We start from the raw sequence: 24,111 nt of genomic DNA, 5'->3' as shown, positions 1-24,111 counted from the left end.
AAATCGTTTCTTTACATGGTATGATTTTGTCTTGTAGTTGTAAAGAAGGTTTAAGAAGGTGATTGTTATGTGGGAATCGATAAAATGGTTAATTCCGTCTGTTACTGCACCGACTGTAGCAGATTGTCTGGCGGCTGCTGCAATAATTATCGTTGGTTTAATCGTCATTCGATTTATAATACGGCCGCTGCTTTTTAAAATAGCGGATTTGTTCAATAAAAAAAATCATCCGGTATTCGGTGACATTACAAAGAGTGTCTACCCATCAATACGTAACGCGATTATTTTCAGCCTGATTGTGATGGCAGCATCTTTATTAGTGGAAGTATGGCTTTTTGAAAATGCGAAACTAAGTATTTATATTGATTCAGTCTATGTATTTTTTGCATTTAAAGCACTGTATGATGTACTTGGTTTTTATTTGAAAAACCCACATCGATTTGAAACAGGGAAAGATCAGGATATTTTAACCCCATTTTTCTTGCGGATGAGTAAAGTCGCGGTCATGGGCATTGCGATGTTTACAATTGCCTCACTGTGGAACTTTAATTTAAACGGGTTTTTAACTGCAATTGGATTAACAGGTGTGGCGCTCGCATTTGGTATTCGTGACACGCTCGCGCATATTTTCGGCGGGATGAGTGTTGCGTTGGATAAACCATTTCAGATCGGTGATTGGATTATGTCGGGTGACGAGAAAATTGACGGGACTATACAGGATATTAATTTGCGCAGTACCGTTATTCAAACATCCGATAAAGGAACAGTTTATGTACCAAACTCGTATTTAGTCAATCGTCCGATTTATAATCTGTCCAATCGTACAGAAAGAAAAGTGGAGCATTTCCTGCATATATCAAATGAAAACAGTGAGGAAAGTATTGTGAAGTTTTTGGAATCTGTACGAGAGCAAATTTCACTACATCCGAAAATTTCGAAAAAAATTATTCATGTAGCGATGGATGAGCTAATGCCGACAAGCTGCCGTATTCTCATTCGGTATTTTGTCGAAACGAATGATACAGGCAGTATGCTGCAAGTACGTCAGGAAATATTATTTGTTGCAAAACATTACTGTGAAGTATATGACATAAAACTAATTGATCCGAATGAAGGTCAGTATGCATGGAATAATGGATGACCATTGCCAAAATTACAAAATGTGGCGCAACCGTTCTACATCCGGTCTATAATTGTAGTATACTGAACTTAAGGATTTAAAGTAACAAGCGTTAGAAATCCATTAGTTTACATAAGAGAGGATGTATCGCAAATGGCTGAGAAACAACAAGTAGCATTCGTACAACCAACACCGGTTGGTAAAGAAGAATTAGGGAAGATTGAAGTCGCGCCAGAAGTAATTGAAGTTATCGCAGGTATCGCTGCAACAGAAGTAGAGGGAATCGCAGCAACACGCGGAAATTTCGCATCAGGTGTTGCCGAGCGTTTCGGTAAAAAAGTCCATTCCAAAGGCATCAAGTCAGCAATGTCGGAAGAAGGCAATATTGTTATTGATGTATTCTGCACTGTAAAATATGGGTATGCCATTCCAAAAGTGGCGAAAGAAGTGCAAACAACGATTCGACAAGCCATTTTAAATATGACAGCCATCGAAACAAGCGAAGTGAATATCCATATTACAGGGATCCAGTTCGAAACTTCAAAAGACGCAGAATAATTGTATAAACAAGAACCGAGCTCAATTAATTGATGCTCGGTTCTTTTTTTGATTCCTCAACACTGAAGCTCTTATTTTAAATATTTTTTCATAATTTCGTGAATTTTAGGATGTGAACAAGGTGAAAATAGGGTATAGATTTAAAGCTTCATTTGGTAAGGAGGAAACGGTATGGGAAACTTTTCTGCAAATGCAAGAGAGCGATTGAAAAAAACATTCATAGAAGAAACCTTTGATCTGTTTGTTATTGGTGGAGGAATTACAGGTGCGGGTATTGCACTTGATGCCGCCACACGAGGGATAAAAGTAGGGTTGGCAGAAATGCAGGACTTTGCGGAAGGAACGAGTAGCCGATCGACAAAACTTGTTCACGGCGGCCTGCGGTACTTAAAACAATTCGAAATTAAAGAGGTTGCCGAGCTCGGTCGAGAGCGGGCAATTGTTTACGAAAACGGACCGCATGTAACAACGCCTGTATGGATGTTGCTGCCCTTCCATAAAGGAGGGACATTTGGTTCGTTTTCGACAGCGCTGGGATTAAAAGTATACGATATTTTAGCGAATGTGAAAAAAGGTGAACGCCGTTTTATGCTATCTGCAGATGAAACGATTGCCCGTGAACCGCTTATTAAAAAGGATGGTTTGCTCGGTGGCGGCGTTTATGTCGAATATCGTACAGACGATGCACGCCTGACAATCGAAGTGATGAAAGCAGCTGTTGCCAACGGGGCACTTGCAATGAACCATTTGAAGGTTGTGGGAATTGAAGCGAATAACGTGGCATTTTCTACAGTGACGGTGGAAGATCAGCTTACTGGGGAACAATTTCAAATTCGTGCGAAGAAAGTGGTCAATGCAGCAGGCCCATGGGTTGATGAAGTGCGTAAATTAGATGGGGAACTTGATAACAAACACCTTATTTTATCGAAAGGTGTGCATCTTGTTTTCGACGCGGATGATTTCCCTCTGCAGCAAGCGATCTATTTTGATACAGAAAAAGATGGTCGGATGATTTTTGCGATTCCACGAGATGGTAAAGCATACGTTGGAACAACGGATACATTTTATGAAGGGGATCCTGCAGATCTGAAGGTAACAAAAGAGGACCGACAATATATTATGGATGCGATTCATTATATGTTCCCGCAACTGCAGCTGACAGAAGATAAAATCGAATCGGCATGGGCGGGGGTGAGACCGCTTATCCATGAAGAAGGTAAGGGACCGTCCGAAATTTCACGAAAAGATGAAATTTGGCAATCAGAAAGCGGATTGATTACGATTGCAGGAGGAAAACTGACAGGCTACCGTAAAATGGCTGAAAAAATTGTGGACCTTGTTGTAAAACAATTAAACGATGAATACCAGTTGAAATACGGTAAATCGATTACCAAAAACCTGCCTATTTCGGGCGGAGAAACGAGCGGCTCTAAATTTTTCGAATCATTTGTTGAAAAACGGACAATGAAAGGCCAGGAGCTTGGCTTAACGGAGGAACAAAGCCATTACTTAGCAAAATTCTATGGTACTAATGTCGATAAAGTATTCGATTATATTAAACAGGCAAAAGGAAACTTACCGCCGATCGTATATGGCCAGTTGTACTATGCAATAAATGAGGAAAGTGCATGTACACCGAGTGACTTTTTCGTTCGTCGTACAGGCGCACTCTTATTTAACATCCATCTGGTGAGACAATATAAACAGCTTGTTATTGATGAAATGAGCGACTACCTAAACTGGACAGCAGAAGAAAAGCAGCAGCATACAGATCAACTAGAACATGAACTACAAGACGTAACAATGACTTAGTGAAAAGAGGCGAAGGGAATGTCAACATTTTTAGCAGAATTAGTAGGAACAATGATCTTAATTATTTTAGGTGGCGGGGTTGTTGCTGGATCCTTGCTGAAATTTTCCAAAGCGGAAAATAGCGGCTGGGTCGTAATTACGATTGCCTGGGGTTTTGCCGTGGCTATCGCGGCATATACTGTAGGCGGAGTGAGTGGTGCCCACTTAAACCCTGCATTGACAATAGCATTTGCAACAATTGGTGACTTCCCATGGGCGGATGTTCCGATGTATATTATTGCACAAATATTAGGGGCAATTCTCGGTGCAATTGTCGTATATCTTGCTTATTTGCCACATTGGTCACAAACAAAAGATCAAGATGCGAAATTAGCTGTTTTTGCTACAATTCCTGCCATTCGTCATCCTTTGGCAAACATCGTAACAGAAATGATAGGGACATTTATATTATTATTAGGAATTTTAGCATTAGGCGGTAATTCATTGGCGGATGGTATTAATCCGTTGCTTGTTGGTATTATTGTTATCGCCATAGGTATGAGCTTAGGCGGACCTACAGGCTATGCCATCAACCCAGCCCGTGATCTAGGACCCCGCATCGCGCATTTTTTCTTACCGATACCAGGTAAGCGTGATTCAGACTGGTCTTATGCCTTTGTGCCAATTGTCGGACCGATTATTGGTGGCGTCACAGGCGCACTGTTTTACAAACAATTCTTTTTAAATGAAAATTCAGTGGCATTTTGGCTGTTTACAACGTTATTTGTTGTCATTTGTGTCATTGCATTTATCACACAATCCAAATCCGTTAAAAAGGAGACAGTATAATGGAAAAATATATTATGGCGTTAGATCAGGGCACGACGAGTTCACGTGCCATTTTATTCAATAAAAAAGGGGATATCGTTCATACAGCACAACAGGAATTTAAACAATATTTCCCGAAATCGGGTTGGGTTGAGCATAATGCAAAGGAAATTTGGAGTTCCATTTTATCGGTAATTGCAAAGGTATTATCGGGAAATAATATTCAGGCGTCACAAATCGAAGGAGTCGGGATTACAAACCAACGAGAAACGACTGTTGTGTGGGATAAAAATACGGGTGAACCGGTATATAATGCCATCGTATGGCAATCACGCCAAACTGCGGATATTTGTGATTCCTTAAAGGAAGCGGGGCATAATGAGCTGTTCCGTAATAAAACCGGTTTGCTCATCGATGCTTATTTTTCCGGCACGAAAGTAAAATGGATATTGGACAATGTAAAAGGAACACGAGAAAAAGCGGAAGCGGGTAACCTTTTATTCGGAACAATTGATACATGGATTATTTGGAAGCTTACAGAAGGAGCTGTTCATGTGACGGACTACTCGAATGCTTCCCGAACATTAATGTATAATATTTATGATTTAAAATGGGATGAAGAATTGCTGGACATTTTAGGGGTTCCTGCATCCATGCTTCCTGAAGTGAAACCTTCCTCTGAAATATACGGAGAAATTGCGGGTAATCATTTCTTTGGGCATCGTGTACCGATCGCAGGTATTGCAGGAGATCAACAGGCGGCATTATTCGGTCAAGCTTGCTATGAACAAGGAATGGTGAAAAATACTTACGGTACCGGTTGTTTCATGCTGATGAACACAGGTGAGGAAGCGGTAAAGTCAGAGCACGGTCTTCTTACGACTATCGCATGGGGTTATGATGGCAAAGTGACATATGCGCTTGAAGGAAGTATCTTTGTAGCCGGTTCGGCCATTCAGTGGCTTCGTGACGGACTACGGATGTTCCGGAAATCTGCCGAGAGTGAGGCATATGCTGCTCGTGTAAAAGATACAGATGGTGTATATGTTGTGCCGGCATTTGTAGGACTTGGAACGCCGTATTGGGATAGTGAAGTGCGCGGTGCGGTATTCGGTTTAACACGCGGCACATCGAAGGAACATTTTATCCGTGCGACTTTGGAATCACTTGCCTATCAAACTCGGGACGTGTTATCGGCTATGGAATCCGATTCAGGCATCGACTTAAGGAAACTGCGCGTTGACGGTGGTGCTGTGATGAACGACTTTTTAATGCAATTCCAGTCAGATATTTTAAATGTGCCTGTTGACCGTCCTTCAGTCAATGAAACGACGGCACTTGGCGCAGCGTATTTAGCCGGATTGGCTGTCGGATTCTGGGAGAACCTCGATGAAGTGCAACAACATTGGCAACTCAATCGTCAATTCGAGCCGGCAATGGATGAAGAGCAGCGTGAATCATTATTTACAGGCTGGCACAAGGCCGTTAAAGCAGCGCAAGCGTTTAAGTGATGGTAAGGAAAAGTACATGAAAATAAATGACCGGACAAGTCGTTTGGCAGTAGCTTCCTATTCTCTATTGGAATTATGCTATAATAGGTCATAATCTAGTTGAGGAGTTAAAATGATATGAGCAAAGATTATATTCGTATAGCAAATGAAGAAGATTTAAATTTGATTAACGCTTATTTTAAGCAAGCATTGGCACACTATGAAGAAGTAGGAGAGCTGATGGCAATGCAGGATATCCGATATTTCCTGGAAAATATGGAGCATTTCCAGTTCTACGTAATAAAAGAAACAGCTGAACAAATTACGTACCTATTTGAATTCCCTGAATCGGATAACAACAAGCGCGAAACAGGCACGCTAATGATCCCGTTACACAATAATTAATTTCACATTATAATGTAAGATGCCTTCAGTAAGTTTTATAACGAGTTGATTGAAATGGAGGGGAGGCGAGTGTTCGTGCTGACGGTTTCACCTTTCGCACTGTGAAAACATTAGCTGACGGCTATCGCCTTTCGCTACAAGCAAGCTTCCTAGGGGATTAGCCCGTGGGAGAGATGAGGAACAAAAGCTAAGAACGCCACTTCCTGTGGCAACGCTTTTGTGACCAACATCCTGTTGGCCTCGGGGCTCCTGTAAAGCGTCCGACCCGCAATGGAAATCAACTACCTAATATAAAAACCTGGTATTTTATTAACGGAATTAATATAAACGACATGTTGATTTATCTCAAACATGTCGTTTTTTTATCGTAAATTTCACCATTTTAAGGAAGAATACAAAAATCTCTTTTTGCAGCCAAAAATTTTCTGTCAAACTGTGCGATGCCTTGCAAAATATGCTATGATATCAAGTAATGCTACTTATGAAGGAGAGCTATTATTTATGAAACGAACAGAGGCGCGTCAAAAAGCGTTACAAGCTTTGTTTCAGTTAGACAGCACAGAATTAACAATAGAAGAGGCAATTGGCCATGTTCTTGAAGAAGAACAAAAATCAAATGCCTTTTTGGAGCAATTAGTTCGTGGGACAACTGAAAATATCGAAGCAATTGATGCAGCGCTAGAAAAAAACCTAGAAAAATGGACGATCAACCGTCTGCCAAAAATTGAGAGAACAATTTTACGATTAGCTGTATATGAATTATTATACGCTGAAGAAACGCCAAACAAAGTTATCATGAACGAAGCAATCGAGCTTTCTAAAACATTCGGTGACGAGAAATCAAGCAAGTTCGTCAATGGTGTACTTTCGAAATTTACTGAGCAATAAATCAACAAATGTATTCAATTCTTTAAAGATTAATATATCAAGATTTAACTGGTAGGTTGTCATAATAATCGTGTGTGTTTTTAATACAAGCAGTAGGCAACCTTTCCGATTGTCGTAATCACTGGAAGGAGCAACAACATGTCAAGCGTAATTATTAATGGTAAAGAAATCGGTCAAGAAATTCGAACAGGGGTCGCTACTCGTGTACAGGCGCTAAAAGAGCAAGGGATTACACCAGGCTTAGCCGTCATTTTAGTAGGCGACAATCCGGCATCCAAAACATACGTATCAAACAAGCAAAAGTCTTGTGAGCAAATTGGGATGTATTCGGAACTTGTCAAACTACCTGAAGAAATTTCAGAACAGGCTTTACTTGAACAAATTCGTGAATTAAACGAACGAGCTTCAATTCACGGTATTCTCGTTCAGCTTCCATTACCGAAACATATCAATGAGGACAAAGTAATTCAAACGATCTCTCCGGAGAAAGATGTGGACGGATTCTCACCGATTAGTGTAGGGAAAATGATGCTTGGACAGGATACATACTTGCCATGTACTCCTTATGGGGTTATGAAAATGCTCGAACATGCGGGAATAGACGTTGCAGGAAAGCATGCAGTCATCGTAGGACGCAGCCATATCGTCGGGAAACCGATGGGGCAACTATTGTTGCAAAAAGACGCTACAGTTACATATACACATTCTAAAACACCGGATTTACCGTACTTTACGAAACAGGCCGATATTTTAATTGCGGCAGTCGGTCGTGCGAACTTTATTACAAGTGAGCATATTAAAGAAGGGGCAGTTGTCATTGATGTAGGGATTAACCGAAATGAAGACAACCGTCTATGCGGTGATGTGGATTTTGATGATGTACTAGGGATTGCTTCACATATTACACCCGTTCCAGGCGGTGTCGGCCCTATGACAATCACGATGTTACTGGAAAATACAGTACAAGCAGCTGAAAAAGAGTTAGAACGTCAAGAGAATTAATCTAACTTCAAAAATCACGATTTTGATGTAGATCAAAATCGTGATTTTTAGCTTATACGATACAATAGAAAGTAAACAAGAGGGAAGTAGCGGTAAATGTTCCGCTTATTTTTTAATAAACCGGGGTTTCCGTACACAATGGAAATCACACATACAGAAAAGAACTACCGTAAAGGAGCAATACGTTTATGACATCGAATTCTTATTTATCCGTCAAAGCATTAACAAAATATATTAAACGAAAATTTGATGCCGATCCGCATTTACGTGATGTTTACGTAACGGGAGAGCTTTCAAATGTAAAAGTACATAGTTCAGGTCATATTTATTTCACGCTGAAAGATGACAGTTCACGTATTAACGCTACGATGTTCCGTTCACAGGCTTCGAAACTTTCCTTTAAGCCGGAAGAAGGGATGAAAGTTTTTATACGGGGCGATGTGAATGTCTATGAAGCGAGTGGTGCATACCAACTTTATGCACAGACGATGGAGCCGGATGGGATTGGCGGTTTGTTTGTCGCTTTTAACCAGTTAAAGGAACGTCTGCAAAATGAGGGATTGTTTAATCCAAATTTTAAACAGCCGATTCCGCAATTTCCGAAAACGATCGGTGTTTTAACGGCGACGACTGGTGCAGCTATTCGCGATATATGCACAACGATTAACCGCCGATATCCGCAGGCTGAAATTTTAATCTATCCGACGCTCGTACAAGGTGCAGGTGCGGCTCCAAACATTACAGAGAATATTTATTTAGCGAACCGCCATGGATTTTGTGATGTTCTGATAGTTGGACGTGGTGGCGGATCGATTGAAGATTTATGGGCATTTAATGAAGAAATCGTCGCACGGGCGATTTTTGAAAGCCGTATTCCGGTTATTAGTGCGGTCGGACATGAAACCGATACGACAATTGCGGATTTTGTCGCGGATTTACGTGCACCGACACCAACTGCTGCGGCAGAACTGGCTGTTCCAAATCAGCAGCAGCTATACCAGCAAATTCTTCACTATCAGTCTATTCTTCATCAAATGATGACATCAAAGCTCAATTTTGAACGAAATCGCCTAACAAAACTGCAAAATTCCTATCCGCTTGCAACACCTGAGCGATTATATCGTCCTTTTATTGAAAGGCTTGTGCAGGTGGACTTATCACTACAAAATGCGACGAAGCTCTATATGATGAATGAAAAATCAAAGTTACAGTCAATTGACAGCAAAATGAAGCTGTATTCGCCGGTGCATCAGTTAACTGCAGCCAAACAGCAGCTTACACACCGTACGCAAACGTTAACGAATCGAATGCAGCAACAGCTCGCACAAAATAAAGTCGCTTTTACAAATCAGCTGCGTATGCTGGAGGCGTTAAATCCGCTCGCATTAATGAGTAAAGGCTTTAGCGTGGCATATAAAGAGGAAAACGTAGTAAAATCAGTTCACGAGCTGGAAAAAGGCGACGTGATTCAAGTGACGTTTCAGGATGGATATGCCGAAGCGAAAATTGAGAAAAAGCATGTGCAAAAGGAAGGGGAAACAAAGTGACAAAACCGACATTTGCGACAGCAATGACAGAATTAGAAGAAGTTGTACGTAAACTTGAACAAGGAGATGTTCCACTGGAAGAAGCCATTGACCTTTATAAAAAGGGAATGGAACTATCAAAACTTTGTCATGATACACTGCAAAATGCAGAACAACAATTAATTTCAATCGTTGGAGAAGATGGTGAAAAGAAAGCTTTCCAACAAGGAAATGGAGAAGACTAACAGATGGAAAACATGTTAAAGCAGTTTATTGATCATAATATACCGCAGCTGGAAATGACAATGTATGAACTCGTTGAATCGATTAAAGCACCGGCACATTTAAAAGAATCGATGCTGTATTCATTAAAAGCAGGGGGCAAACGAATTCGTCCGTTATTTGTTGTGGCAGTTTGCGAAATGTATAATCAGTCTCTTGAGACAAGTTATACAGTAGGATCCGCTGTTGAAATGATCCATACGTATTCGTTAATCCATGATGACCTGCCAAGTATGGATGATGATGAATTGCGCCGAGGAAAGCCAACGAATCATGTTGTGTACGGCGAAGCATTGGCAACTTTGGCTGGTGACGCTCTAAACACATTGGCATTTGGTGTCATCGCACGTCTGAATAATCTTTCTGCAGAAAAACGTATTGAGCTCGTGAACCTATTAAGTGTTGCCGCAGGTGCTGAAGGAATGGTCGGCGGACAAGTACTGGATATGGACGGAGAAAAACGTCTATTGAATCTAAAGGAGCTTGAAACAGTTCATGTAAACAAAACAGGCGCATTACTTCGTTTTAGTATTGAAGCGGGTGCTGTGCTGGCAAATGCAAGTATTTCTGATCGTGAAGCATTAGTGGAATATGCACACCATATCGGTTTAGCCTTCCAAATTCAAGATGATATTTTAGATATTGAAGGAACTTCGGAACAGCTAGGGAAAACAGCAGGAAAAGACGTAGCAAGCGATAAAAGTACATACCCTGCTTTACTTACATTAGACGGTGCAAAACAAAAGCTTGACGAACATTATGAGCTGGCGATTGAAGCATTACAAAAAATTGACATTGATACAACATTGCTTCGACAATTTGCGCAGTATATTGTGAGACGTAGTAACTAAAATGTGTTAAACTTTTGTCTTGTGTTGTACATTGATATAATAGAAAAATCACAACGGTGAATAAACTGATGAAAAGGTGTGTGGATGAGATGGATTTAACGAAAATTTCTAGTCCATCCTTTTTGAAAGACTTGAATAAAAAGCAACTAGAAGCGCTGGCTGGAGAAATTCGCGCTTTTCTGATCGAAAAATGTTCAATTACGGGTGGTCATATTGGCCCGAATTTAGGTGTTGTTGAGCTGACGATTGCACTGCATAAAGCTTTTAACAGTCCAAAGGATAAATTTTTATGGGATGTCGGGCATCAAGCATATGTCCACAAAATTTTAACAGGCCGGGCAAGTCAATTTGACACATTGCGTCAATTTAAAGGACTATGCGGTTTCCCGAAGCTTGTCGAAAGTGAGCACGATATGTGGGAAACAGGGCATAGTTCCACGTCTTTATCTGCAGCGATGGGTATGGCTGCGGCAAGAGATATTAAAGGGGACAAAAACTTTGTTGTACCGATTATCGGTGATGGTGCATTGACAGGCGGAATGGCACTGGAAGCTTTGAACCATATTGGTCATGAAAAAACGAATATGATCGTTATTTTAAACGATAACGAAATGTCGATTGCACCGAACGTTGGGGCATTGCATGACGTTTTAGGACGCTTGCGTACGGCAAAAGAATATTCACGTGCAAAAGAAGATTTGGAATCATTAATTCATAAAATTCCAATGGTTGGCGATAAGCTGGCCGCTACTGCTGAACGTGTGAAAGACAGCCTAAAGTATTTAGTTGTTTCAGGTGTATTCTTTGAGGAATTAGGTTTCAAATATTTAGGTCCAATTGACGGACATGATTTTGAAGCATTGGAAAAAACATTGGAATATGCGAAAAAAGTACAAGGTCCTGTACTAGTCCATGTATTGACGAAAAAAGGTAAAGGCTACAAACCTGCCGAAGACGATACAATTGGTACTTGGCATGGAACAGGTCCATATAAAATGGAAACGGGTGCTTTCGTAAAATCTTCTACAAAAGGTCCGGCATGGAGCAGCTTAGTGGCGGAGTCGGTTCGTAAATGCATGAAGGAAGATAACCGTATTGTAACAATTACACCGGCAATGCCTGTCGGTTCTAAACTTGAAGGAATTCAAAAAGACTTCCCGAATCGCTTCTTTGATGTCGGGATTGCCGAGCAGCATGCAACAACAATGGCGGCAGGTCTTGCAACACAGCATATGAAACCGTTTTTATCGATTTATTCTACGTTTTTACAGCGTGCATATGACCAGGTGCTGCATGATATTGCACGTCCGAATTTAAATGTTTTCATCGGTATTGACCGTGCTGGCCTTGTTGGCGCGGACGGTGAAACACATCAAGGCGTATTTGATATTTCGTTCTTGCGACATATTCCAAATATTGTCCTGATGATGCCTAAAGATGAAAATGAAGGTCAGCATATGGTGAAAACAGCAATTGATTATAATGATGGTCCAATTGCGCTTCGTTACCCTCGCGGCAATGGCTTAGGCGTTGAAATGGATGCGGAAATGAAAGCATTGCCGATCGGTTCATGGGAAGTGTTGCGTGAAGGTACGGATGCGGTGATTCTGACATTCGGTACAACGATTCCAATGGCAATGAAGGCAGCAGAACAATTGGCATACCAAGGCATTGATGTACGTGTTGTTAATGCACGTTTCATTAAACCGATGGATGAAGCAATGCTGCATGAGATTATGCAGGAAAACCTGCCGATTTTAACGATTGAAGAATCGTTGCTGCAAGGCGGATTCGGCAGTGCTGTGCTGGAATTTGCATTTGATAAGAAGTACCGTAATGTTCAAATTGAGCGTATCGGGATTCCGGATGAATTTATCGAGCATGGTGAAGTTGATTTATTATTAGAAGAAATAAACGTGACAGCTGAAGAAGCGGTAAAACGTATTACGCAGCTTGTACCGAATAAACAGTCGGATAGGGTTAAATAAAGAATGACAAAGCAAAAAAAAGAACGAGTAGATGTAATGCTTGTTGAGCGCGGGTTATGTGAGACGCGTGAAAAGGCAAAACGCTCGATTATGGCTGGTCTCGTGTTTTCAAACGAAATCCGCATTGATAAAGCAGGGGAAAAAATCGAAATCGATGCACCGCTGCAAGTTAAAGGCTCACAGTTAAAATATGTGTCACGAGGCGGTTTAAAGCTGGAGAAGGCACTGGAAATTTTTGATCTATCTGTTGAAGGTAAGCTAATGCTTGATATCGGCTCTTCAACAGGCGGATTTACAGATTGTGCACTGCAAAACGGCGCCCGTCACTGCTATGCACTGGACGTAGGATCAAACCAGCTTGCATGGAAAATCCGTTCGGATGAGCGTGTAACGGTTATGGAAAAAACCAATTTCCGTTATACAAAGCCTGAAGACTTGATAGAAGGCTTACCAAGTTTTGCAACCATCGATGTTTCCTTCATTTCGTTATCACTGATTTTGCCTGTGCTAAAAACCATTTTAGTGCAAGGTGGCGATGTTATGGCACTTGTAAAGCCGCAATTCGAAGCAGGTCGTGAAAATGTCGGGAAAAAAGGAATTGTCCGTGAACCGAAAGTCCATTTAGCTGTTTTAGAAGAAACAGCAAAAATGGCAACAGAAATCGGATTTGTCGTAAAGGATGCTTCGTATTCACCGATTACAGGCGGCGAAGGGAATATTGAATTTTTATTCCACCTGTATAATCCGCATGACGGTGAAGAAGTAGAGTCCTTCACAAATTTCGAACAAGTCGTAAAAGACGCGCATATGCAGCTGAAATAATGTAAGCACAAAACAGATTCCTATGGATTTGTTTTGTGTTTTTGTTTATTTATGGACATATTAAAAGAGGCATACATTTTTGCTGAAAACGGAAGTTGATTGGAATGGAGGGCGGCGACTCCTAGGGGAATAGCCCGTGGGAGAGACTACAGGCTCGAGCCGGGCCCCTGGAAAGCGTCCGCCCGCAATGGAAATCAACGGACTTTGTAAAGGAGTGTTCTATGGAAACAGGACAAAATTTATGCGAAATTTGCAGATTTTACTTTTTATTTTCATGTAGAAAACAGTCGGAAAAAACGGATTTTTGAACATATGTACGGTTTTTTCTTGTTTTTCCTTTATGCAAATGGTAGTGTAAATATACATATATTCCTAAACATTTTAATGAGGTGACTTTTGTGAACAAAGGACAGCGCCATATACGCATCCGTGATATTATTACAAATAACGAAATCGAGACACAGGACGATTTAGTCGATCAGCTGAAAAATGCGGGTTACAACGTCACACAAGCAACGGTTTCACGAGATATTAAAGAATTGCATTTAGTAAAAGTACCGTTACAGGACGGTCGTTATAAATATAGTTTACCAGCTGACCAACGTTTCAACCCAATTCAAAAATTGCATCGTTCGTTGGCTGATGCTTTTGTTTCAATTGATGGAGCTTCACATTTTCTAGTTATGAAAACATTGCCGGGGAATGCGAATGCAATCGGATCACTGCTTGACCATCTGGACTGGACAGAAATTTTAGGAACGATTTGTGGGGACGATACGATTTTAATCATGTGTCGAACAGAGGACGAACGTGAAGAAATAAAAAATCGCTTATTAGATATGCTGTAAACCGAGGTGGAATGGTTTGTTAAGAGAATTAAGCATTCGAAATTTTGCTATTATTGATGATTTAACCGTTAGTTTTTTTGGTGGTTTAACTGTTTTGACAGGTGAAACAGGCGCCGGAAAATCGATTATTATTGATGCGGTTAATATATTGGCTGGCGGGCGCGGTTCAACGGAGTTTATCCGCCACGGAGAGAAAAAGGCTGAACTTGGCGGATTATTTCATGTAGATAATAGTCAGCATCCCATTTTTGCAAAACTTGAAGAACATGGGATTGAATCAGAAGAAGATACGATTATTTTACGACGGGACCTGCATGATTCAGGAAAAAGCGTTTGCAGAGTGAACGGCAAACTTGTCCCATTATCTGTTTTGCGTGATATTGGCGGCAGTTTAATTGATATTCATGGGCAACATGAAAACCAGGAGCTTATGGATGAAAAATTCCATATCAATTTACTGGATCATTATGCACATAATAAGCTTCAGCCTGTGAAAGCAAGGTACGATGAAGCGTTTGAAGCGTATCGTCAGTTAAAAAGAGAAGTGGCTGAGCTAAGTATGGACGAGCAGCGGATGGCACAGCGCATTGATTTATATCAATTCCAAATTCAGGAGCTGGAACAGGCCGGATTAAAAGTTGACGAAGAAGAAGCATTGGATGAAGAACGACTTCGTTTAATGAATTTCCATAAAATATTCGAACGTGCGAATATTGCATATTCAGCGATTTCCGATGATGGAACCGGACTGGATTTCATTGGTAATGCCATGAATGCACTGGAGGATATTGTTGCACTCGATTCGAATTTCAAAGAGGCTTCAGAAGCGGTCACTTCCAGCTTTTATGCATTACAGGATGCAGCATATCAAGTGAAAAATGTGCTGGATGATTTAGAGTATGACGCTGAGCGTTTGAATGAGGTCGAGCAGCGTCTTGCTTTATATCAAAATATGAAACGTAAGTATGGAACGACAGTTGAAGAGATTTTAACGTATCACGAAAAAATCGAAGAAGAGTTGAGCCAGCTTATGAACCGAGATGAAACATTGCAGAAAAATGAGCAATTGCTGGCGAAAATGGAAGCAGACTTAAATAAAATTGCAGAAGAATTGACGACAATCCGCAAAGAAAATGCAATTAAGCTAAGTGATGCGATTATGAATGAACTACGTATGCTGCATATGGAAAAAGCGCAGTTTATCGTTAAATTCGAGCCATTGAATCAGCTGGACGCAAACGGCAAGGATTTTGTCGCATTCTATATTTCAACAAATGTTGGGGAACCACCGAAATCCTTGCCTAAAGTCGCTTCCGGAGGGGAACTTTCCCGTATGATGTTGGCACTTAAAACAATTTTCTCTTCATCAAATGGTATTACGTCAATTATTTTTGATGAGGTTGATACAGGTGTCAGCGGACGTGTAGCACAGGCAATTGCAGAAAAGATTGCAGCAATTTCAGTCAATTCACAAGTATTATGTATTTCTCACTTGCCGCAAGTTGCTGCAATGGCGGATCATCATTACTACATTAAAAAGCAAGTAGAGCATAACCGTACATTTACGTCGATTACGGAAATGGAAGAAAAGGAACGAATCGTGGAGATCAGCCGCATGATGAGTGGAGCTGAAATAACAGACCTGACATTACAACATGCTTCGGAATTAATTCATATGGCCAATGAACGTAAAGAAATGATGAACTAAATTTAAAAACGTCTAAAATTAATAAAATTTTAGACGTTTTTTTATTTTTTTAACCGTATAAGTTTCAATGTCCCTAAGCAGCAAGGATTACAACGAATACATTCTAATTTTTCCTCATATCAACAAAATTTTTCCGTTCATAACTCCGTCAAATTTTCACATAGTAAGCGCATAGAGGAGGTGAAGGATGATTAAAAAATGGTCGATACTCGTTGCATTGCTTTTTATGTTATCACCAATAGAAGTATTGGGAAAATCGTTAATTCCAATGGGCCATTCAATTGGCGTTCAGTTGGAGATGCCTTATGTAATGGTTGCACAGGACGTATTATTGGAAAATAGTGAGTGGTTGAAAAAGGGAGAACATATTTTAAAACTGAATGGTGAAAAAGTAAGCCAGTTAGAAGACATTGCCGGCAAAGGCGAATCATTTACACTGACCGTTGAGAATGGAAAGCAACAACGAGACATCAACGTATCAGCTCATGAACTGGTGCATTTAAAACCATTTTTAAAAAGTGAAACTGATGGAATAGGTACTTTAACGTATATCGATCCTGAAACGATGGAATACGGAGCGCTAGGACATCAAATTGTAGATTCTACAATGAAGCAGCCTCCAAAATTTAATGATGGTGCAATCTTTGAAGCATCAATCTCACAAGTGAAGAAAAGTACGCCTGGACAACCAGGGTATAAAATTTCAGTTGTAGATAAATCACAAATGCCACTCGGTTCAGTAAAAACCAATGATGTCTACGGAATTTTTGGAAATTGGAAACAATCATTACATGACAGTTTGCATCCACCGCTGGAAATTATACATGCAAATGAATTAAAAAAGGGTAAAGCACAAATCTTAACGGCAATCGACGGAGAAGAAGTCAATTTATTTGATATTGAAATTGACAAACAAACGGATAATACGTTTACATTCAATGTCGTCGATGAACGTCTTATAAAGAAAACGGGCGGTATTGTTCAAGGGATGAGCGGGAGTCCTATTATACAGAATAACCAGTTTGTGGGTGCGGTAACACATATGTTTATCGAAGAACCAACAAAAGGTGCCGGTATTCTTGTTATTGAAATGCTGAAAAAGAGCCCGTACTAAAATACTTTAGACTATACTTTTTAATAAAGTGTAGTCTTTTTTTGCTTTTTTCATTACAATAGTATATAAAGATAAATCGACAAATGTAGAACCATAAATTTCCTTGTCGATAAAGTAAGAAAAGATAATACTTGTTGCTCATTTTTTGTGTAAGAAAAGGAAATTTAGTAATTCTGTCGAAACTTCACTAAAGGACAATGCAAAATAAGAGAGATCGAAGGACAACTGTCGTTCATTTTTGTTACAATTGTATTACAAAAGAAGTTTAGACATTTGTAAGAAAACTCATACAATTTGCTATTGTAATGAATATATAAGAAATAGAATTTAAAGGGGGATTTTGTTTGTCAAAGGTGAAAATTGCGATTGCAGATGATAATCGCGAATTAGTAAAAATGATGGAAGTGTATTTTACAAATCATCCGCAAATTGAAATTGTTGCTACAGCATCCAACGGAAAAATCTGTATTAAAATGTTGGAAGAGCATAAAATCGATGTTCTACTATTGGATATCATTATGCCGCATTTGGATGGACTGGCTGTATTGGAAGAAATGTATAACGATGAGCGTTATACACAGACACAAGTCATTATGCTAACTGCATTCGGACAAGAAGATGTAATGAAGCAGGCAGTGAATTACGGTGCTTCTTACTTCATGTTGAAACCTTTTGAGTTTGAGCAGCTAGTTCAAAAAATTCTGCATTGTGCAGGAAAGAAAGTCGAACAGGAAAAACGTGTACCGGTTTTATCAACGAACACCCCTGCAAAAATGGATACACGCTTATTGGATACAACGATTACAGGCATCATTAAAGAGATTGGTGTACCTGCACATATAAAAGGATATGCTTATTTACGTGAAGCGATCCAGATGGTTTACAATGACATTGAATTATTAAGCTCAGTTACAAAAATTTTATATCCGGAAATCGCGAAAAAATTCGGGACAACCCCGTCACGTGTGGAACGTGCAATTCGCCATGCCATTGAAGTAGCCTGGAACCGCGGCAGCTATGAGAATATCTCAGAACTGTTCGGCTATACAGTGCACCATATGAAATCAAAACCGACAAACTCAGAGTTCATTGCGATGATTGCAGATAAGATTCGTATTGAAATGGTGGCGAGTTAAGAACTTACTTGAGTTCATTTCAGCCTCGGAAACTTATTATTTATTACGAGAATATTACTTTATAAAAACGCCTCCTAGAACAATTGTTCAGAAGGCGTTTTTTAATGCTTTATGCCCGTTCTTAGTAAGAATTGATCATTCAATGCTCTTATACCAAGCCAAAGGAATTATCCATTCTAGTCGCTATACTTGAAATGTCTTCATCAACGAATATGAACGTATCCTTCGTTATTATATAACTATCAACAGCTTGCGCTAAATACTCATTATTTTCTAGTATTTCTTTTAATTTTTCACTAACATAGTAACAATCGTCAGAAAGATCATAAGAGCAATCTTCTACTTCACTGTCAATGCCGATTTCTTTAAAGTAGTTATCCATTTTCTTTAAAATATTATCTAATTTTTTATCAGAGAAATACTTATATTCGCTGCCGTCAAACATCTTAATATATAAATATTCGAACTTATATTCACTCCATAGTTCCTCCTCATTCATAAGGAATAGGAAAAGAAATCGTTCCTCTGTTTTATCATTTCTATAATATATTTCTTCTGTATTCAGCTCATAACTTTTAATTCTTTTTAGAAAAAGTCTTTTGTTATCTAATACAATAACACTCATTACATAATCATCCTTTTACATTCATTGATAATTTATGAGTATTCTAACCTAAAAAGAGATTTTTTAGTCTTTGTGATCATATAAATTGAATTTTGAATTAAAATATTTGTAATTTACGTTTAACAAAAAATAACAAAGGGTAAAATTAGGTAGCAAGGCTGAGAAATTCTTCGTCTTCGTTTTTACCTCCTTTCTTTGGATAATATGTTTGAAAACGTATTGTTCTATTTGTGTCTAGCTGTTGCTGGACACTTTTTTTGTTGTCATAGGATTTTAATATTAATTTCATATTATTAATACAATTTCGAAGTAAAATAGGGGGACAACAATAAGGAGCGATGATAAATGAAACGATGGAAATTCATAATAATCCTGCTCGGCGTCCTGACATTTGTTCTTCTAGTAAGATTTCCGTATGATTTAGATGCATCCTCTACGATAACAGCCAATTCTCCTGATGAGGTTGTAAAAAAATATAAAGAAGAATTACATGTACAACGTGAGACATGTTATAACGATATATTGCTGCTCGGTACATTAAGCAACTCACAGCTTCAAACGATGGAAATGGAGCTTGAGAATTATTTAAATGAGCTGGGAATATTAAGAAACGAGATCATCGAAAATGATATACACCATCAAAACTTAACTAATTCAATCGAACTAGATATTTTGATGATCAATAGAACACTTATGGCTATTGAGACACAAGACGAAAGGTACTTAACTGACCTGTCAGATATGTACCATAATTTACTCCAATTTCAACGTTCACTATAATAAAATATTTTAGGTATTTATAAATTATGAGTCAGATGCTTTTCATATTAATTGATGGACATGCTAAAAAACCTCCTATTCATCCAATATTTAACTAAACAAATATCGACTATTTGTATATACTGTAATGTATGAGGAGGTGGAAGGGCATGGTTATTTATGAAAATCATTTTTTTGAAATAATAAAAGAAGATAGGAAAGTATATATCCACACACGAAAACCAGGCTTCATGCTAAAAGATTTTGAAACGATATTGCGCCAACATCCTCGTATTAAACTTACAAATTTCGCATTATTAAAAAAAGAATTGAATGAAGTTACCGACAAATCGATAGAAATCGGAATATGGCTCCCATCAATAATGATCGAAATTTCACGAGATAAAATGTCAGCATCGCTTTTTGTATATGAGACAGTGGAGTATATAAAAGAAAACGTACAGTCCATTCAGAATAGAGTTCAGATACTTTTAGCTGAAAATAACATAACGCACGGAATTTTAAATGTAAATCTGGAATCCATTGTCACTTCGAAGGCAACATTAATTGCGCAAGGTACCCCACCTGTCCAAGGAAATGATGCACAAATTACCTATTTAGAATTACCTGAGCGGAAACCGGTCATAAGAGAAGATGGTAAAGCCGATTATTATGATATGAACTTCATTTATGAAATTGAAGAAGGCGCATGGCTTGGTGAGAAAATTCATGCACAGCCAGGTACTCCGGGAATAAATATTTTTGGAGAGTCAATTCCTGCTCCTTTTGGGCGAGATTTGCAGTTAAAGTATGATCGGAAATCGGCATATGAAGTCGAGGAAGATGGAAAAACGGTACTTCGATCGAAAATTAGCGGAGTAGTTGAAGAACATGAAGGAATGGTAAGTGTTAACCACCATTTACCGATTGTTGGTGATGTCGGCATAGAAACCGGTAATATTGAATTTAATGGGTCTGTCTCGATTAAGGGAACAGTCCAGCCAGGTTTTTCGGTTATAGCAAATGGAGATATTTCAATTGAAGGTCCAGAAGGTGTATCCGGCGCAAAATTGATCAAATCCCTATATGGAGATATTTTCATTCGAGGGGGCATATTCGGGTTATGCGAAACGCTTGTTGAAGCTGCCGGGGATATATTCGTTAAACATGTGAATGACGCCCATTTAGTTGCAGGTCAAAATCTGAATATTGGATTTTATTCATTAGGATCCAACTTATCCGCACATTCCATATTGGTCGATGAGCGGAAAGGGAAAATTATCGGTGGTACAGCAATCGCAAAAAGTACTATCGTTACGGCATGTACCGGAAATCGATTGGAAAGACAGACTGAATTAATTATTAATAGCATAAATAAAGCACAAAGTCTTGAGGTTATTCAATACAAGGCATCTCTGCTAAAATCAATGCAGGAAGATATGGTGCAGCTAGAAAGTCAAATAGATCGCATCCTACCCGTTATACATACGTTAACACAACGACAATTGGCAGCACTTGAGATAACAAAGCAAAAGCTCGCTTCCACTAAGGAAACAGCGCAAAATTTAGATCGGGAAATTAAACAATTAATGAACGATTTACGTGAAGTTAGTAAAGCAGAGATTCATGTGACGAAAGAAGCATATCCTGGTACATATATACAGATTGGCAAAAAGTCCACTGTTTTGACGTCTATTACAAATGGGCGATTTTTAATAGAAAATGGAGAGTTGAATGTATAATGAATGACATACCCATTTTTGCCCATCGAGGGGCATCGAGCTTTCACTTAGAAAATACATTTGCTGCCTTTAAAAAAGCGAAAGAACTTGGGGCAGATGGCATTGAACTGGATCTCCAAGTTTCAAATGATGGCATTTTAGTGGTGTTTCACGACAATGACTTAAAAAGACTGGCCGGCATTAATAAAATGATTAATCAGTGTTCTTATGACGAGCTCATTCACTATAAATTAGGTCCGCGGTTTAAACGGCTGTTTCGTCGTGACCGGATGATTGCTTTTGCGGATGTACTGGAGTGGGCGAATGCAGAAAATATTGCGTTGAATGTGGAGCTAAAAGAATCGCTAATAACGAACGAAAATGTGCTGAAGGAATTATTGCATACAATTACTTTACCTGAAAACAGTCATTTCTCGTCATTTCACGAATCTTTATTAAAAATTGTGAAAGAAATTCGGCCGGACATCGAGACGGGGTTTATTATAACGAGAAAATTCTATTGGGGAACATTAGAGGAGCAAAATTTTTTTGATGCGATACATGCACATAAACGGTACTATAAAGGTCAATATTTAGAGGCTTGTAAAACAGCCAATATCGGCATGCGTTTTTACGGAATTCAGGGTAATGAATCTTTTCTGAAAAAGCCCCATTCAATTGTAAAAGGGTGGATTACAGATTTCCCCCATTTAGTTCGGGAAGCCCAGGTGAATCGGTAAGTTTGATTTGTTAAGGGGGAATATTACAATTTTCGCCAATTTACTTTCACGTTAATAATTTAGTGTCATGTTACAATAACTTTACTCTTCCTGAAAAAAGAGTTAACTGAATATACGAAAAAAATCAAATTTCCTCCCAGAGAAAAATTTGATTTTTTTATTGTAGACCTATTTCTGCCAGCGTTCGGATACTTTGCCGCGCTTGCGATCCCGATGCAGTAAAAAACCTGCAAAAAACAAAAATGAAACGGCAAAAAAGATGGCACCAACAATGAATTGTAACCAAATCCATGGAAATGGTGAAATTAAAATCCCGAATAATGTATCCCGCATAAATTTTATCCCTGCAGCCATTAAAATTGCGGGAATGACTAGTACGATAAATGCAGCCATACGTGCCATTTTCAAACCTCCTTCAGACTAAAAACAGTGAATGAAACAATGTCTCTGATTATTTTAGTATCACTTAATTTTACAATGCAGGTAGAGAAAGTCAATAATCGGGTATAGATTCATAGAATGGAAATATAGGCTTAGTAAAAAAAATACCTAAATAACTATATTAGAATAGTTATTCAAAAGTAATTTTAATCGGTTTTCAAATGCATTTATAGGTAAAAATTGTCCGAATATTCTAATTTAAATTAAATTGGGGATTTCTAGTTGCATCCTTTTAAATTTATAAGTATTGTAAAAATAACGATAATAAAATTATACAAATTTAAGTATTTATTATCTCTAATTAACAGAAAATAATAATATACGAGAAAGTAAGCGCTTTCTTGAGTGGAGGGGTATAGTGTTATGGAAATTTTCAAGTACATGCAGAAATATGATTTTGAACAAGTAGTCTTTTGCCAAGATGAGGCATCGGGGTTAAAAGCGGTTATTGCTATTCATGATACAACATTGGGTCCAGCTCTTGGGGGTTCGCGCATGTGGACATATGCCTCAGAGGAAGCAGCTATTGAAGATGCACTTCGTCTAGCACGCGGCATGACTTATAAGAATGCGGCGGCAGGCTTAAATCTAGGTGGCGGTAAAACAGTTATTATTGGAGATCCATTCAAAGATAAAAACGAAGAAATGTTCCGTGCATTGGGACGATTCATTCAAGGTTTGAATGGTCGATATATTACGGCAGAAGATGTAGGTACAACAGTTGCAGATATGGATTTAATCCATGAAGAAACAAATTATGTAACAGGTATTTCACCGGCATTCGGCAGCTCTGGCAATCCATCGCCAATTACAGCATATGGTGTATTTTTAGGGATGAAGGCAGCAGCGAAAGAAGCGTTTGGAGATGATTCACTGGCAGGCCGTAAAGTAGCAGTTCAAGGTCTTGGGAATGTTGCGTACACATTATGTGAATACTTGTATAATGAAGGAGCGAAACTAATCGTAACTGACATTAATCAGCAAGCAATCGACCGTGTCGTTGCAGATTTTGGAGCGGTAGCTGTAGCACCTGATGCGATTTACGAACAGGATGTGGATATTTTCTCACCATGTGCACTTGGCGCTATCGTTAATGACCAAACGATTCCGACTCTCAAAGCGAAAGTTATCGCTGGATCTGCAAACAATCAGCTGGCAGAATCAAGACATGGTAAGGTACTGCATGATTTAGGAATTGTTTATGCACCGGATTACGTGATTAATGCAGGCGGGGTTATTAATGTTGCAGACGAGTTATACGGTTATAATCGTGAGCGTGCAATGAAGCGTGTTGAAACGATTTACACAAGCTTGGAAAAGATTTTTGCAATATCAAAAGAAGAAGATATTCCGACTTATTTGGCAGCAAACCGTTTAGCAGAAGAGCGTATTGCTCGTGTAGCGAAATCCCGCAGTCAGTTCCTTCAAAACGAAAAGAATATATTAAACGGTCGCTAAGACGCGATTA

Annotated in this window: 23 protein-coding genes; 21 read left to right on the top strand and 2 right to left on the bottom strand. The window is 39.1% G+C overall.

Annotated elements, in window-relative coordinates; all coding sequences use genetic code 11:
• Positions 1 to 67 precede the first annotated feature (67 nt).
• From MKY07_RS11700 to spo0A, 17 genes are all read left to right on the top strand, one after another.
• Positions 68 to 1,141: a mechanosensitive ion channel domain-containing protein gene (locus MKY07_RS11700; protein ID WP_339262297.1), complete on the top strand. Its 1,074-nt coding sequence runs from the start codon at positions 68 to 70 to the stop codon at positions 1,139 to 1,141.
• A gap of 132 nt (positions 1,142 to 1,273) precedes the next feature.
• Positions 1,274 to 1,678 carry an Asp23/Gls24 family envelope stress response protein gene (locus MKY07_RS11695; RefSeq protein ID WP_008404246.1) on the top strand — a complete coding sequence of 135 codons (405 nt, stop codon included), beginning with the start codon at positions 1,274 to 1,276 and terminating at the stop codon, positions 1,676 to 1,678.
• A 171-nt stretch (positions 1,679 to 1,849) separates the two neighbouring features.
• Positions 1,850 to 3,490, top strand: a complete 1,641-nt coding sequence (locus tag MKY07_RS11690; RefSeq protein WP_014823476.1) for an FAD-dependent oxidoreductase — start codon at positions 1,850 to 1,852, stop codon at positions 3,488 to 3,490.
• An 18-nt stretch (positions 3,491 to 3,508) separates the two neighbouring features.
• On the top strand, positions 3,509 to 4,318 hold the full coding sequence (locus MKY07_RS11685) for an MIP/aquaporin family protein (protein ID WP_008404244.1): 810 nt from the start codon (positions 3,509 to 3,511) through the stop codon (positions 4,316 to 4,318).
• Positions 4,318 to 5,808: a glycerol kinase GlpK gene (glpK, locus tag MKY07_RS11680; protein WP_339262293.1), complete on the top strand. Its 1,491-nt coding sequence runs from the start codon at positions 4,318 to 4,320 to the stop codon at positions 5,806 to 5,808. The genes MKY07_RS11685 and glpK overlap by 1 nt, the downstream gene beginning before the upstream one ends.
• A gap of 117 nt (positions 5,809 to 5,925) precedes the next feature.
• Positions 5,926 to 6,192 (top strand): aminopeptidase, encoded by a 267-nt coding sequence (locus tag MKY07_RS11675; RefSeq protein WP_339262291.1) that lies wholly within the window; start codon positions 5,926 to 5,928, stop codon positions 6,190 to 6,192.
• A gap of 501 nt (positions 6,193 to 6,693) precedes the next feature.
• Positions 6,694 to 7,080, top strand: coding sequence for a transcription antitermination factor NusB (gene nusB / locus MKY07_RS11670; RefSeq protein ID WP_008404241.1), 387 nt, complete (start codon positions 6,694 to 6,696; stop codon positions 7,078 to 7,080).
• Positions 7,081 to 7,218: 138 nt separating this feature from the next.
• Complete coding sequence (gene folD / locus MKY07_RS11665) at positions 7,219 to 8,082, top strand: bifunctional methylenetetrahydrofolate dehydrogenase/methenyltetrahydrofolate cyclohydrolase FolD (protein WP_339262289.1); 864 nt, start codon at positions 7,219 to 7,221, stop codon at positions 8,080 to 8,082.
• Between the two features lie 188 nt (positions 8,083 to 8,270).
• Positions 8,271 to 9,629, top strand: a complete 1,359-nt coding sequence (xseA, locus tag MKY07_RS11660; RefSeq protein ID WP_339262287.1) for an exodeoxyribonuclease VII large subunit — start codon at positions 8,271 to 8,273, stop codon at positions 9,627 to 9,629.
• Complete coding sequence (gene xseB, locus MKY07_RS11655) at positions 9,626 to 9,853, top strand: exodeoxyribonuclease VII small subunit (protein ID WP_008404237.1); 228 nt, start codon at positions 9,626 to 9,628, stop codon at positions 9,851 to 9,853. Before xseA ends, xseB begins: the two co-directional genes overlap by 4 nt.
• 3 nt (positions 9,854 to 9,856) lie before the next feature.
• On the top strand, positions 9,857 to 10,741 hold the full coding sequence (locus MKY07_RS11650) for a polyprenyl synthetase family protein (RefSeq protein WP_339262285.1): 885 nt from the start codon (positions 9,857 to 9,859) through the stop codon (positions 10,739 to 10,741).
• 89 nt (positions 10,742 to 10,830) lie between these two features.
• Positions 10,831 to 12,729 carry a 1-deoxy-D-xylulose-5-phosphate synthase gene (dxs, locus tag MKY07_RS11645; RefSeq protein ID WP_008404233.1) on the top strand — a complete coding sequence of 633 codons (1,899 nt, stop codon included), beginning with the start codon at positions 10,831 to 10,833 and terminating at the stop codon, positions 12,727 to 12,729.
• 3 nt (positions 12,730 to 12,732) lie between these two features.
• The gene (locus MKY07_RS11640) at positions 12,733 to 13,551 is read left to right on the top strand and encodes a TlyA family RNA methyltransferase (RefSeq protein WP_008404232.1); all 819 of its coding nucleotides are present in this window, start codon (positions 12,733 to 12,735) and stop codon (positions 13,549 to 13,551) included.
• A 398-nt stretch (positions 13,552 to 13,949) separates the two neighbouring features.
• The gene (gene argR / locus MKY07_RS11635) at positions 13,950 to 14,399 is read left to right on the top strand and encodes a transcriptional regulator ArgR (protein WP_008404230.1); all 450 of its coding nucleotides are present in this window, start codon (positions 13,950 to 13,952) and stop codon (positions 14,397 to 14,399) included.
• 16 nt (positions 14,400 to 14,415) lie between these two features.
• Positions 14,416 to 16,107: a DNA repair protein RecN gene (gene recN / locus MKY07_RS11630; RefSeq protein ID WP_014823484.1), complete on the top strand. Its 1,692-nt coding sequence runs from the start codon at positions 14,416 to 14,418 to the stop codon at positions 16,105 to 16,107.
• 187 nt (positions 16,108 to 16,294) lie between these two features.
• A complete protein-coding gene (locus MKY07_RS11625; RefSeq protein WP_008404226.1) occupies positions 16,295 to 17,221 on the top strand; it encodes a SpoIVB peptidase S55 domain-containing protein in 927 nt (308 codons plus the stop codon).
• A gap of 344 nt (positions 17,222 to 17,565) precedes the next feature.
• Complete coding sequence (gene spo0A, locus MKY07_RS11620; protein ID WP_014823486.1) at positions 17,566 to 18,357, top strand: sporulation transcription factor Spo0A; 792 nt, start codon at positions 17,566 to 17,568, stop codon at positions 18,355 to 18,357.
• A gap of 148 nt (positions 18,358 to 18,505) precedes the next feature.
• Here spo0A and MKY07_RS11615 read toward each other — a convergent pair whose 3' ends face one another.
• Positions 18,506 to 18,982, bottom strand: a complete 477-nt coding sequence (locus MKY07_RS11615; protein WP_339262279.1) for a DNA polymerase III subunit alpha — start codon at positions 18,980 to 18,982, stop codon at positions 18,506 to 18,508.
• Positions 18,983 to 19,327: 345 nt separating this feature from the next.
• Here MKY07_RS11615 and MKY07_RS11610 point away from each other — a divergent pair, with 345 nt between their 5' ends.
• The 3 genes from MKY07_RS11610 (at position 19,328) to MKY07_RS11600 (ending at position 22,202) form a co-directional block, all read left to right on the top strand.
• Entirely contained in the window at positions 19,328 to 19,762 is a 435-nt protein-coding gene (locus MKY07_RS11610) for a hypothetical protein (protein ID WP_065215711.1), read from the top strand.
• A 149-nt stretch (positions 19,763 to 19,911) separates the two neighbouring features.
• Positions 19,912 to 21,483 (top strand): FapA family protein, encoded by a 1,572-nt coding sequence (locus tag MKY07_RS11605; protein WP_339262275.1) that lies wholly within the window; start codon positions 19,912 to 19,914, stop codon positions 21,481 to 21,483.
• Positions 21,483 to 22,202: a glycerophosphodiester phosphodiesterase family protein gene (locus MKY07_RS11600; protein ID WP_339262273.1), complete on the top strand. Its 720-nt coding sequence runs from the start codon at positions 21,483 to 21,485 to the stop codon at positions 22,200 to 22,202. The genes MKY07_RS11605 and MKY07_RS11600 overlap by 1 nt, the downstream gene beginning before the upstream one ends.
• A gap of 168 nt (positions 22,203 to 22,370) precedes the next feature.
• Here MKY07_RS11600 and MKY07_RS11595 read toward each other — a convergent pair whose 3' ends face one another.
• Positions 22,371 to 22,604, bottom strand: a complete 234-nt coding sequence (locus MKY07_RS11595) for a DUF2627 domain-containing protein (RefSeq protein WP_008404214.1) — start codon at positions 22,602 to 22,604, stop codon at positions 22,371 to 22,373.
• A 402-nt stretch (positions 22,605 to 23,006) separates the two neighbouring features.
• Between MKY07_RS11595 and MKY07_RS11590 the strand changes: the two genes are divergently transcribed.
• Positions 23,007 to 24,101 carry a Glu/Leu/Phe/Val dehydrogenase gene (locus tag MKY07_RS11590; protein ID WP_014823491.1) on the top strand — a complete coding sequence of 365 codons (1,095 nt, stop codon included), beginning with the start codon at positions 23,007 to 23,009 and terminating at the stop codon, positions 24,099 to 24,101.
• Positions 24,102 to 24,111: the final 10 nt, after the last annotated feature.

The sequence above is a fragment of the Solibacillus sp. FSL W7-1472 genome, assembly GCF_037969775.1.
GTDB classification, from domain to species: domain Bacteria; phylum Bacillota; class Bacilli; order Bacillales_A; family Planococcaceae; genus Solibacillus; species Solibacillus silvestris.
This window is presented reverse-complemented; position numbering and strand designations above follow the sequence as displayed.

What these genes read in the sequence shown, in the direction of transcription:
- MKY07_RS11695 (WP_008404246.1), top strand. Translation starts at nt 1,274, where the DNA reads ATGGCTGAGAAACAACAAGTAGCATTCGTACAACCAACACCGGTTGGT.
- MKY07_RS11625 (WP_008404226.1), top strand. Translation starts at nt 16,295, where the DNA reads ATGATTAAAAAATGGTCGATACTCGTTGCATTGCTTTTTATGTTATCA.
- MKY07_RS11690 (WP_014823476.1), top strand. Translation starts at nt 1,850, where the DNA reads ATGGGAAACTTTTCTGCAAATGCAAGAGAGCGATTGAAAAAAACATTC.
- MKY07_RS11590 (WP_014823491.1), top strand. Translation starts at nt 23,007, where the DNA reads ATGGAAATTTTCAAGTACATGCAGAAATATGATTTTGAACAAGTAGTC.
- MKY07_RS11700 (WP_339262297.1), top strand. Translation starts at nt 68, where the DNA reads ATGTGGGAATCGATAAAATGGTTAATTCCGTCTGTTACTGCACCGACT.
- folD (WP_339262289.1), top strand. Translation starts at nt 7,219, where the DNA reads ATGTCAAGCGTAATTATTAATGGTAAAGAAATCGGTCAAGAAATTCGA.
- MKY07_RS11685 (WP_008404244.1), top strand. Translation starts at nt 3,509, where the DNA reads ATGTCAACATTTTTAGCAGAATTAGTAGGAACAATGATCTTAATTATT.
- MKY07_RS11610 (WP_065215711.1), top strand. Translation starts at nt 19,328, where the DNA reads ATGAAACGATGGAAATTCATAATAATCCTGCTCGGCGTCCTGACATTT.
- MKY07_RS11640 (WP_008404232.1), top strand. Translation starts at nt 12,733, where the DNA reads ATGACAAAGCAAAAAAAAGAACGAGTAGATGTAATGCTTGTTGAGCGC.
- MKY07_RS11675 (WP_339262291.1), top strand. Translation starts at nt 5,926, where the DNA reads ATGAGCAAAGATTATATTCGTATAGCAAATGAAGAAGATTTAAATTTG.
- MKY07_RS11615 (WP_339262279.1), bottom strand. Translation starts at nt 18,982, where the DNA reads ATGAGTGTTATTGTATTAGATAACAAAAGACTTTTTCTAAAAAGAATT.
- MKY07_RS11650 (WP_339262285.1), top strand. Translation starts at nt 9,857, where the DNA reads ATGGAAAACATGTTAAAGCAGTTTATTGATCATAATATACCGCAGCTG.
- MKY07_RS11605 (WP_339262275.1), top strand. Translation starts at nt 19,912, where the DNA reads ATGGTTATTTATGAAAATCATTTTTTTGAAATAATAAAAGAAGATAGG.
- nusB (WP_008404241.1), top strand. Translation starts at nt 6,694, where the DNA reads ATGAAACGAACAGAGGCGCGTCAAAAAGCGTTACAAGCTTTGTTTCAG.
- dxs (WP_008404233.1), top strand. Translation starts at nt 10,831, where the DNA reads ATGGATTTAACGAAAATTTCTAGTCCATCCTTTTTGAAAGACTTGAAT.
- MKY07_RS11600 (WP_339262273.1), top strand. Translation starts at nt 21,483, where the DNA reads ATGAATGACATACCCATTTTTGCCCATCGAGGGGCATCGAGCTTTCAC.
- xseA (WP_339262287.1), top strand. Translation starts at nt 8,271, where the DNA reads ATGACATCGAATTCTTATTTATCCGTCAAAGCATTAACAAAATATATT.
- glpK (WP_339262293.1), top strand. Translation starts at nt 4,318, where the DNA reads ATGGAAAAATATATTATGGCGTTAGATCAGGGCACGACGAGTTCACGT.
- MKY07_RS11595 (WP_008404214.1), bottom strand. Translation starts at nt 22,604, where the DNA reads ATGGCACGTATGGCTGCATTTATCGTACTAGTCATTCCCGCAATTTTA.